Source organism: Streptomyces sp. NPDC044106 (genome assembly GCF_056433985.1).
Genome location: NZ_JBWKFZ010000020.1, coordinates 119,964 through 131,294 on the forward strand (window position 1 = coordinate 119,964; position 11,331 = coordinate 131,294).

The 11,331-nt window shown below is 71.2% G+C and carries 8 protein-coding genes; all 8 read left to right on the top strand.

The window, feature by feature from the left end; all coding sequences use genetic code 11:
* Window positions 1–4: 4 nt before the first annotated feature.
* Entirely contained in the window at window positions 5–1,162 is a 1,158-nt protein-coding gene (locus AC07DI_RS31070; RefSeq protein WP_478907608.1) for a phage late control D family protein, read from the top strand.
* Entirely contained in the window at window positions 1,159–1,854 is a 696-nt protein-coding gene (locus AC07DI_RS31075; protein WP_478907610.1) for a phage baseplate assembly protein V, read from the top strand. The genes AC07DI_RS31070 and AC07DI_RS31075 overlap by 4 nt, the downstream gene beginning before the upstream one ends.
* A 4-nt stretch (window positions 1,855–1,858) precedes the next feature.
* Window positions 1,859–2,347 (top strand): hypothetical protein, encoded by a 489-nt coding sequence (locus AC07DI_RS31080; RefSeq protein ID WP_478907612.1) that lies wholly within the window; start codon window positions 1,859–1,861, stop codon window positions 2,345–2,347.
* A 39-nt stretch (window positions 2,348–2,386) separates the two neighbouring features.
* Window positions 2,387–2,749, top strand: coding sequence for a GPW/gp25 family protein (locus AC07DI_RS31085; RefSeq protein ID WP_478907614.1), 363 nt, complete (start codon window positions 2,387–2,389; stop codon window positions 2,747–2,749).
* A 33-nt stretch (window positions 2,750–2,782) separates the two neighbouring features.
* Window positions 2,783–4,357, top strand: a complete 1,575-nt coding sequence (locus AC07DI_RS31090; protein WP_478907616.1) for a baseplate J/gp47 family protein — start codon at window positions 2,783–2,785, stop codon at window positions 4,355–4,357.
* 6 nt (window positions 4,358–4,363) lie between these two features.
* Window positions 4,364–6,403, top strand: a complete 2,040-nt coding sequence (locus AC07DI_RS31095; RefSeq protein WP_478907618.1) for a hypothetical protein — start codon at window positions 4,364–4,366, stop codon at window positions 6,401–6,403.
* A gap of 69 nt (window positions 6,404–6,472) precedes the next feature.
* Window positions 6,473–8,020, top strand: a complete 1,548-nt coding sequence (locus AC07DI_RS31100) for an IPT/TIG domain-containing protein (protein ID WP_478907620.1) — start codon at window positions 6,473–6,475, stop codon at window positions 8,018–8,020.
* A gap of 13 nt (window positions 8,021–8,033) precedes the next feature.
* Window positions 8,034–11,222 (top strand): vWA domain-containing protein, encoded by a 3,189-nt coding sequence (locus AC07DI_RS31105; RefSeq protein ID WP_478907622.1) that lies wholly within the window; start codon window positions 8,034–8,036, stop codon window positions 11,220–11,222.
* The last annotated feature ends 109 nt before the right edge of the window (window positions 11,223–11,331 follow it).

Here is an 11,331-nt window from a genome sequence, read left to right on the forward strand (position 1 = left end):
CGGCGTGCGCCACGACGACCTGCGCATCGACATCGACGGCGTGGAGGCCGCGGACCTCTACGCGGACCTGCTGAACCTGGAGGTCGAGCTCGACGAGGAACTGGCCGGGATGTTCCGGATGACGCTGGCGCTGCTGCTGCGCCCCGACGGGTCGTGGACGTACCTGGACGACGAGCGGCTCACGGTGTGGCGGCGGGTGCGGGTGACCGCGGGCTTGCAGGACGACGCGCAGCCGCTGCTGACCGGCTACATCACGCACGTCCGCCCGGACTTCGGCCCCGGGCTCGACGCCTGCCGGCTCCAGGTGTGGGGTACGGACGCCAGCGTCCTGATGGACCGCGTGGAGCGGCTCAAGGACTGGCCGAACAAGAAGGACAGCGACATCGCGACCGAGACGTTCCAGGCGTACGGGCTGACGCCGCAGGTGACCGACACGGGCATCGTCCACGACGAGGCGGTGTCGACCGTCATCCAGCGCGAGACCGACATCCAGTTGCTCAGGCGGCTGGCCCTGCGCAACGGTTTCGAGTGCTTCGTGGACGGCGACAGGGGCTGCTTCCGTCCGCCGGCCGTCGATGACACGCCGCAGCCGGTGCTCGCGGTGCACTTCGGGGACGAGACGAACGTCAACCGGTTCAGCCTGGAGGTCGACGCGCTGGCCCCCACGGACGTCGCGATGTTCCAGATCGACCACATCACCGGCGACGTGCTGGAGGCGCACGCGGTCCCCGGTTCCCAGACCGCCCTGGGCGCGGTGCCGGCCGCCGGTGTCCTCGGCCCCGGCATGGAGCCCGGGCTCGTACACGTGGCGCAGAGCGTGGCCACCGGCGTGCCGGAGATGACCGAGATCTGCCAGAGCGTCCACGACCAGGCCGAGTGGCTGGTGACCGGCGAGGGCGAGGTCGCCGCCAACGAGTACGGCAGCATCCTGCGGCCCCGCACCACCGTCACCGTCAAGGGCGTCGGGGCGACGCACAGCGGCGTCTACTACGTCGCGCACGTCACCCACAGGTTCACCCTCGACGGCTACCTCCAGACGTTCCGCATCAAGCGCAACGCGCTGGTGCCCAAGGGCGACGAGGACTTCTCGATCGGCGGCGGGGCCGACGCGGCGGCCGGCCTGCCGGCCGCGGGCGCCCTGGCGCCGGAGGTGTCGCTGTGACGCTGGAGCGCATCGTCGCCGGCCTGGTGGAGGACACCGGGCGGCGTTGCTACGGCAAGTACCGGGGCACGGTGGTCGACAACGACGACCCGTCCCGCCTCGGCCGGCTGCGGCTCACCGTCGCGGACGTCCTTGGCCCGGAGGTCGTCACCGGCTGGGCCACGCCCTGCGTCCCGTACGGAGGGGCCGCGGGGCAGGGGTTGCTGTTCATTCCGGAACGCGAGGCCGGGGTGTGGGTCGAGTTCGAGCGGGGGGACACGGAGTTCCCCATCTGGGTCGGTACGTACTGGAGCAGGCCGGGCGACGAGAGCCAGGTGCCGAAGCCGCGCTCCGACGCCGGCACCGAGGACGCACAAGCGGTGCAGTCGCCCCCGACCTCGAAGATCCTCGCCACTCTCAAGGGGCACACCATCCAGTTGGAGGACGCCGACGGCAAGGAACGGGTCCTCGTCCGCGAGGGCAGCCGCGGCCATCTCCTGACGATGGATCAGTCCGGGGTCACGGTCACCGACGCGGGCGGCAACACCGTCTCGCTCACCGACGACGGCATCCGCATCACCGACGCCACCGGCAACTTTCTCCAGATGTCCGCCGACGCCGTCACCCTCACCGCGAAAACGCCCCTCACCATCAACGCCGCCGGCCAGAGCGTGACGGTGATCGCCGACAGTATCGACCTGAAGAAGGGCTGAGTCGATGGCCAAGAGCATCGCCGTCAAGGGCGACAGCGTGCGGGGCACCGACACGCACAAGGTCACGGGCACCCTCGAAAACGGCACGACGCCCTACGCGGGCCTCGGGAAGTACGCCTACCAGGGCTCGATCACAAAAGGGCTCAGCGACTTCGTACGGATCAACGGCGTGCCGGTGGCCCTGGTCACCAGCGGCAGCACCCTCGACGCGGGCCAGACCGCGCCGGGCCCCCCACCCGGCGGCCACGCCGGTCCCGCCGGCGGCGACTTCGTGCCCGCCGCGCCGAAACCCCTCGCCACCTCGCTGTCGATCCTCGACGCACCGCTCGGCGGCGGCACCCCCGGCGCCGGTGCGGGCAGTGGGCTGCTGACCATCGGCGGCGTCAAGGTACTGCTCGACAAGGACGTGATCGACACGTGCAGCGGCCTGCCCACACCCGGCGAGTCGAAGGTCAGCGCCCAGCAGCAGTCGCTGGCGGCCTGCTCCCAGTGACCGGCGTACGAGCGGCGAAGCGAGAGGGAGGGGGCGAGCGTGGCGACAGGGTTCGGATTCCCGTTCGGCGTCAACGCGGCCGGTGCCATCGTGCCGGAGCCCGACGAGAGCGCGGAATTGCGCGGCAAGGTCATCCAGGTGCTGTTCACGGCACCCGGGGAGCGGATCAACCAACCGGAGTTCGGGTGCGGCCTTTTCAACCTGGTCTTCGACCCCGCCAACACGATCCTGGCCGCGGCCGTCGAGTTCACCGTCGGCCAGGCGCTGACCCGGTGGCTGGGAGACGACCTCGTGGTCGACGGAGTGGACGTACAGGCGCAGGAAGAGTCGCTGTCCGTCGAGGTGGCCTACGTACGGCGCCGGGACCTCGCCCGGCAGGCGGTCAGGGTGCAGTTCCGGTGAGCGGCAACGGGAACGGACGAGCGGGGACGCGGCATGGCTGAGATCAAGAGGACGGACGACCGGCCGGTCATCGACTACATGGCCCGCGACTACGAGAGCCTGCTCGCGTCCATGCGCGAGCTGATCCCGCAGAAACTGCCGGAGTGGAAGGACTTCGCGGGCGAGGCCGACTTCGGCAACGTACTGCTGCAACTGTTCGCGCACCTCGGCGACATCCTCAGCTACTACCAGGACCGGGTGGCCAACGAGAGTTTCCTCGGCACGGCCCGCACCCGGCGCAGCGTCATCGAACACCTGCGGCTCATCGGCTACGAACTGGGCACCGCGGCCCCCGCGGCGGCCTCGCTGAGCCTGACCGTGCCCGCCGCCGTCACCGCGACGGTCACCGTGGCGCGGGGGGACGCGTTCGCGACCAAGAGCCGGCGCGACAAGCCGAGCGTCAGGTTCGAGTACACCCGCGAGGCGCCGCTCGTCATCGACTTCTCGAAGCTGACGGCCGACCCGGCGACCGGCCGGAAGGTGTTCGGTCCTGCCCAGGGCGGCATCCCGGTCGAGGAGGGCCGGCTGATCAGGGACGAGCTGCTCGGCACGTCCGACAACTCGCCGAACCAGCGCTTCCCCCTCGCCCACCCCGGGCTGATCCTGCGGCCCGCGGGCCCCGCCGCGCAGGCGGGCCGGGACGTGGTGGTGGAGAGCCGGCTCGCGTCGGTGGCCTCCGCGTGGACGCTGCGGGAGAGCCTGGCGTTCAGCCAGGCGGGGCAGCGCGACTACCGGGTGGAGATCGACGACGCCGACCGGGCCACCGTCGTCTTCGGCGACGGCACGTTCGGCGCGATCCCCCCGCAGGGCGCGGCGATCCGGGCCACGTACCGCGTCGGAGGCGGCTCGGCGGGCAACGTGCCCGCGGGCGCGGTGACCACCATCGTCGGTGCGCCCCAGCTCGCGCTGCTCGGCGCGACAGTCGGCAACCCGGCCCCCGCGACCGGCGGCGCGGAGCGCGAGGACATCGCGCACGCCGTGCAGCACGCCCCCGCCGTGTTCCGCTCCCTGCGCCGCGCGGTGACCGCCGCCGACTACGAGGCGCTCGCCCTCAGCTTCAAGGGCGTCGGCAAGGTCCGCGCCGAGGCCACCGGCTGGAACCAGGTGACGCTGCACGTCGCACCGCAGGGCGGCGGCAAGGTCAGCGACGTGCTGGAGGCCGACCTCAAGGGCTTCTTCGAGGACAAGCGGATGCTCAGCCAGCTCGTCGAGGTCTCCGACGTCGACTACGTCCCGATCCGCGTGACGGCCGAGCTGGCGGTGGAGAGTTTCCACGTCCGGGAGGACGTCGTCGCCCAGGTCCAGCAGGCCGCCGCCCGCCTGCTGGACTTCGAACGGGTCGACTTCAACCAGACGGTGTACCTCAGCAAGTTCTACGAGGAGACGCAGGACGTTCCCGGCGTCGTCTTCGTGAACATCACCGAGTTCCGGCGCGGGGACCGGACGGGCGCGCCGGTCGAGCCGCACGGCACCCTCGTGCTCGGCTCGAACGAGGTGCCCGTCGTCCCGCCGGAGCCCGATTACCGCCTCGGCCTGAAGGTCATCGTCCTCGAACAGGGAAGGAGGTGACGGACGGTGCGGCTGACGGACATCACGGCCACCGCCCACCCCTTTGGCAACAGGATCGACCTGAGCTGGCACAACCCCGATCCGGGGCGCGCGCCCGGGTTCCGCGTGGTGCGCCGCGAGGGCACCCACCCGACCGGCCCCGACGACGGCCGGCTCATCGCCCACACGGTCGCCACCGACACGCGCACCGTCGACACCGGCCTGAGGGGCGGGACGGTCTACTACTACACGCTGTTCCCGTTCAGCGGCACCCCGGTGCCCACGTACGACCCCGACCCGCACAACCACGCGTCCGCCATGGCCACGTCGCGGTACGACTTCGCGGGTCTCCTCTACGGCATGCTCCCGGCGATCTACCGCCGCTACGACGCCGACCGCACCCCGCCGGCGGGCAGCGGCCTGCCGGCCGACCGCGACAAGGGGCAGCTCCGCCGCTTCCTGGACCTGCCCGGCGGCGAACTCGACCGGATCTACAGCCTCGTACGCGCCGGCCTCGACCTCGGCGACCTCGACCGGGTCGACGGCCGGCTGCTGCCGCTCCTCGCGCAGTGGATCGGCTGGCAGACCGACTTCGGGCTGCCGGTGGACGCGCAGCGCAACGAGGTCAGGTTCGCGCCGCGCGTCTACCGGACCATCGGCGGGGTGCCCACGCTGGACGCCACCGTGGCCCGCGTCACCGGCTGGACCAGCCGTACCAAGGAGTACGTCCACAACGTGGCACGCACCAACCAGCCGGAGCGGCTGAACCTGTGGTCCGCGCTGCGCGATGCCTCCGGCGTCTTCGCGCCCGCGGCGCTCGCGTCCGTCAATTTCGCCCATGACGGGCGGCCGGTGGCGCTGCGCGAGGCGGACGGTTCGTCGCTGTTCTTCTTCCACACCCGCCGGCCGCACGGCTGGGACATCTGGATGAAACGGTTCGCGGGCGGGTTGTGGGAGCCCAGTGCCCCGCGCGTGGACCGGCCGGGCATCGACAAACACCCTTCGGTGGCCGTGCAGGGCGCCGGCATCGTGTGGCTGTTCTGGCAGGGGTACGACCCGGAGCAGCCGCCCGCGGACCGCAAGTGGCGGATCTGGTTCAGCGTGCGGACGGGCGGCGTCACCTGGTCGGCACCCGCCGTTTTCGGGGACACCGCCACCGAGCGACGGATGCCCACCACGGTCGCGGACAACGCCGGCGGGCTGTGGCTGTTCTGGCTGGAGGCGGTGGGCGACGGCTGGGAGCTGCGCTACAACCGCAACGTCGGCGGTGCCTGGCTGCCCACGCCGCTGACCCTGCCGGCGGACGGCGGCCGGCCGCCGCGGGTGGAGGACGACCTGTTCGTCCTGTTCCATCCGACGAGCACGACCCAGCGGCTGTGGCTGTTCTGGGCGCGGCACGAGAGCGGCGGCCCGCCGGGCCAGTCCCGCTGGAGCATCGTGCACCGGGTCAAGGCGGGACTCGACCCGGCGGTTTCGGACTGGTCCCCGATCCGTGCGCTGCCGAAGGCCAGTGCCGACTACCACGACCGGCAGCCCGCCGCGCTGCTGACCGCCGACGGCAACATCGAGGTGTTCTGGAGCTCGACGCAGAACGGCGGCTGGTCACTGAACCGCAACGTCCTCGCCGTGACCCCGCTCACCTGGGGGGCCAACCAGCGGATCGGCGGCGGGCCGTACGCGCGGCGCGGGCCGTACGCCGTGGACACACCGTCCGGCACCCTGTTGGTGCACCGCTCCAACGAGAGTCTGGAGTACACGAGCGCGGACTACGGTGCGACTCGCACCGTGGACCACCGGTACGCGGGGACGACCACCGCCGACGCCACGGGCGCGGCCAAGCTGGGGCTCCGCGGCCGGTTCGAGGACTTCCAGACGTATACGTACGACGCCGGGGCCGGCGGCGTGCGCACCAACGACGACCGCATCGGGCGGGACACCGTCGGTCTGTTCCTCGCGCCGCCGGGCACCGCCGATCCGGACCAGGTCAAGGCGATGGTCTCCCGGCTGGCCGGCGTCCTCGCCGACGCCATGCCGGTCACCGCGCGCCCCGTCTTCATCACTCCGTAGCCATCTCGCCAAGCCATCTGGCCAAGCCATCACGCCGTACCGGAGCAACGCCGCAGAAGGAGGGGGACCGTGGCGGACTATTCGCAGTCACCGCTGGAACTGCTGCTGGCCAACCAGCAGAAGGGGTACGTGGGCATCCACGTCGAGCAGGGTGTGCCGGTCCTGGACCGGGACCTGAACCTGTTGCAGGACCTGATCTCGGCGACGGTCCGCGCGGTCATCAGCCGCTACGTCGGCAACGGGGCCGCGGCCGGGGCCAACGGCTTCGCCGTGCAGGCGCTGCCCACCGGGCAGAACGGACAGGACTTCCTCATCGCGGCCGGCGACGCCGGGGGGCCCGGCAGCGCGCTGGTCGGCGGCGTCGAGGTGGTCGTCCCGGCGGCGGTCACGTACAAGAGCCAGCCGGGCCTGCCCGCGCTCACCGCGCCCACGGCGGCGCAGCCCGATCCGCGGACGGACACCGTGTACCTGGACGTGTCGCTGGCCGAGGTGGACGGCACGGTGGACGCGGAGCTGAACAACAGCCGGGACGTCGGCGTCCAGACGTCCGTACGGCTCAAGCCGGTGTGGGTGGTGCGGGTCAGTGAGGGGGACGCGGTGCCGGCGCCGCCGTCCGGGCACAGCTTCTATCCGCTGGCTTCCCTCCAGCGGCCCCGGGGGGTGACGACCATCGAAGCGGCCATGATCGGCGATCTGCGGCAGCGCCGGCTGACCGTCTCCGACATGGAGCGCAGGATGAGCCTGATGGAGCGGACGCTGCTGCTGCCCGCGTTCACGGCCCCGTCGCCCGGGCAGCCGCAGTTCGTGCCCAAGAGCGGCGTCATCGGGCAGCCGATCACCCTGAACGGCAGCAACTTCGCCGTCGCCCCGGTGACCGTGCGCTTCGGCGACCTGCCCGCGAAGATCGTGGGCGGGGCGTCGTCGACGCAGGTCGTGGCCCGGGTGCCGGGCGGGCTGACCCCGGGGGGTGTCTCCGCGACCGTCAGGATCACCGTCAGCAACCTGGGCGGCGCGGTCATCAGCGACGACACGTTCACGGCGGACCCCGCGCCGGCGTTCACCGAACCGACCACCCAGTTCAGCCCGGGCAACGGCACCCCGGGCACGCAGGTGACGCTCAACGGGTTCAACTTCAACGCCGCCGGCACGCAGGTGCGCTTCGCGGCCGTGGCCGCCACGGTGGTCGGCGTACCGACCGCCACCCGCATGGTCGTCCAGGTGCCGGCGGGCCTGGTGCCCGCGGGCAGCACCAACGCCGACGTCAAGATCACCGTGACCAACCCGGTGGGCAGCATCGTCAGCGACGACCCGTTCCGGGCCGAGCTGAACATCCCCGCCCCGACCTTCTCCACCACGCCGCCCCAGTTCTCCCCGAAGTCCGGGGTGGCCGGCCAGCAGCCCATCATCCTCAACGGCAACAACTTCAACTTCACCCCGGTCACGGTCAAGTTCGACACCTTCACCGCGGTGATCATCGGCACGCCCTCCGCCACCCAGATTTCCGTACGGGTGCCCGCAGGGATGACGCCGCCCGGCACCACCAAGGACATGAAGCTCTCGGTCACCACCGCCGGCGGCACCGCCACCAGCACGGACATATTCACGATCAACGGTTAGGAAGGGAATGCTCATGGCGTTCCACGTCTATCCCGATCCGCAGACGGCCGCGCTCACCGTCAACACCGGCCCCCCGGTCTTCGTCGGCATCGACCAGTTGGCCGGGCCACGCGACCAGGGCGGCTACGCGAAGATGATGTACGTCCGGGTGTGCGCGACGGGCGCCGTCGAACTCCCGACGCTGTTCATCCGGGCGGGACACCCCGACACCCCGGCCACCCCCGGCGACACCGAGGGGCCCGCGGTGGAGATCACCGGATTCACCGGCGGAGTGTTCAACAAGACCACGTACCTGGGTGACGTGAAACGCGACGTCGAGGCCGACAACGTGGCCATCATCCGCATGGGGTTCGACCAGGCGGGCACCGCGGAAACCTGGCGGCTGGGTTTCCGGAACAACAACGTGGGTGGCGCACCCGTCGAGTTCACCTGGGTGGTGGCCGACGCGGCCACCGACACGGCCAAACCCTGGCTCGACATCTCGCCGGGCACGGTGTCCAACTTCCTCTCCCTCGTCAACAAGTCCGACTCGGATAGCGTGCAGGTGTCCAACAAGGGCACCGCCCCGCTGACCATCGCCACGGCGGGCTCCCTTCCGGCAAGCGGCTTCACGGTCACCTCGCCCCTGCCGCTGACCGTACGCCCCTCCCGCACGGAGACCCTCTCGCTCCGGTTCACCGCGCCCGCCTCGCCCCCGCCGGACAACAAGACCACCCTGACCACGAACATCGTCGTGACACCACCGGACCCCACGGTAGGCACCTCCGCCGGCCACAACCAGCAACTCGCGTTGACCGCCGTCACGCAGAAGCTGGAGGTCGTCCTCCTGCTCGACTCCTCGGGCAGCATGGGCGGCAACCCACTCGGTGGTCCCCCCGCCACCGTCGCGGAGTCCCGCTGGGGGGAGCTGACCACGGCGACGAAGGGGTTCCTGCACCTCCTCGGCCTGTTCGCCGACAACGGTGGCCGGTTCGGCATAGCCCGCTTCCCCTCAGTGGGCGGCGGCCCCGCCGGCTTCGACATCGTCCCGATGAAGCAGATCGCGGCCTCCGAGATGGCCGACGCGGGCACCGCCGTAGAGGCGATCGTGCCCACCGGCAGCACCCCGATGGGCGACGGCCTCGACCACGTCCTCGCGCCCGCCACCAGCTACTTCGGCACCGACCCGCTCAGCGTCAACACCAGCCGCCGCTGGCTGATCATGATGAGCGACGGGGCACACAACTCGGGCACGCACAACCCCAAGGAGTTCACCGCACCACCCAACGGCACGGCCCCCACCGGCACCTCGCTCGCCGAGAAGAAGATCACGATGTACGGCATCGGGTACGGCGTCGAGGGGCACACCGACGTCGACCACATCCTGATCAAGACCCTCGCCGACGGCTCGTTCGGCGGCGTCTCGCACAGCGTCACGGAACCGGGGTTCACCCCCACCCAACTCGGCGCGGTCCTGCGCAACGCCCTCAAGGAGGGCCTGACCGACGCCTCCTCCCCCGCCGACCCGCCGGGCGTGTTCGTCTTCGGCGAGCGGGAGATCCGCCACGAGACGGTCATCACCCCGTACGACGACAAGGCCGCCTTCGTCCTGGACTGGAACACCCCCGACGCCGGCAGGCTGCGGCTGGAACTGCTGACCCCGAACTGCGAACTGATCACGCCGGAGAACGCGGGCCAGGGCAAGTTCTCCCAGGTCACCTTCCACGGCGGGACGCGCTCGAACATGTACCTGATCCCCCGGGACTTCCTGCGGGGCGACAGCGGCTCCGAGGGGGCCACCGGCACGTCCGGCACCCGGGGGCGCGACGGCACCTGGCGGCTGCTCGTCAGCTCCGGCGGCGGAGTCATCGGCGCCACGGACACGACGGGCGCCACGGACACAACGGGCGCGACGAGCGAGGTCGAGCCCGACGTCGAGCACTACGTCTACGACGTGCTCACCGACTCGACGCTGCGCCTGGAGGTCAGCCAGGACAAGAGCACCTACTTCGCCGGGGACCCGATCACCGTCACCGGCCGCCTCACCGCCGAAGGCCGGCCGGTGACCGGCGCCGCCGTATCACTGTCCACCACCGCGCCGGTGCGGTCGACGGACAACCAGATCGCCGCGCTGCGCGTGCCCGCCGAGGCGCTGAAGCGCGCCGAGGAGCTGCTCACCGGCAAGGACGCCACCCCGCTGCTCGTCAGGCAGTTGGGGGCCCAGCTGGCCGGGCTGAACATCGACGGCAGCCGCCGCGAGCACGTCCAGGCGATGAGCGACACGGACGGCACCGGCAACTACCGGGCCACCGTCACGGACACGTCGGTCCCGAAGCAGTACGTCTTCTACCTGTCCGCCACCGGCATCACCGCCGACGGCACCAGCTTCCACCGCGAGAGCAAGCAGGAGACGCTCGTCATGGTGCGGCCCGAGCCGCAGCACACCCGGATCGACCTCAACCAGACCGGGCCCGGCCAGATCGACGCGACCGTCATCCCGCGGGACCGGTTCGGCAACGTCCTGCTGATCAACCCCGACACGGCCGGCGGCTTCGGTCTCACCGCGCTCGGCGGCAAGCCCGGCGCGCTGACCAGCCGGCTCGACGGCTCGTACACCGGCACGGTGACGTTCGACCCGAAGGTCAACCCCGCCATCGGCCTGCAGTTCGGCGGCGAGGACGTGCTCGTACCGAAGCACACGCCGCCGGTCGGCGACCTGCGGTACGCCAACCGCGTCATCAAGTTCGAGGCAGGCGCGATCAAGGACGCCAACCAGCACGCCGACGCGCGCGCGGTGCTCGGCAGCGTCGTCGACAAGCCCGCGGGAACGTTCGTCTCGCTCGGCGCGGCGGGCCGGCTGGAGGTCGGCATCACCCGCCTGGTCATCCTGGCCGTCGGCGGCGACGACGACGTCACCGTGTTCGTCCGGCCGGACACGGACCTGCGCGCGTACCGCGTGGAGGCGTACGCGGTGGAGCGCCGCGCATGGGTGGAGCTCGGCGAGTCGATCGGCGTCACTCAGTCGTTCGGGCTGCGCCCGGCCCACCTGAAGTTCACCATCGCCCTGCGCATCACCGACATCAGCGGCCGTACCCGCGACGACGCGTTCGTGGCGCTGACCACACCGGGGGTGAGCCTGCGCGGCGTCGGGGCGCTCAAGACGTCCAAGGACCTGCCGTGCCGACCGGACCAGTTGCCCAACTGGTTCCCCTGGGCACGGTAGGCACGGACCGCCCGCCCCTAGAGATCGTCTTCAAAGGGTCAGATCCAGAGCAGGAGTGAGGCGATGGTGACGGTGGCCTGGTAGGACTCACGGGTCTTGTCGTAGCGGG

Excerpts from the sequence above, each read along its gene's own strand:
- AC07DI_RS31080 (WP_478907612.1), top strand. The coding sequence starts at position 1,859 with ATGGCCAAGAGCATCGCCGTCAAGGGCGACAGCGTGCGGGGCACCGAC.
- AC07DI_RS31105 (WP_478907622.1), top strand. The coding sequence starts at position 8,034 with ATGGCGTTCCACGTCTATCCCGATCCGCAGACGGCCGCGCTCACCGTC.
- AC07DI_RS31090 (WP_478907616.1), top strand. The coding sequence starts at position 2,783 with ATGGCTGAGATCAAGAGGACGGACGACCGGCCGGTCATCGACTACATG.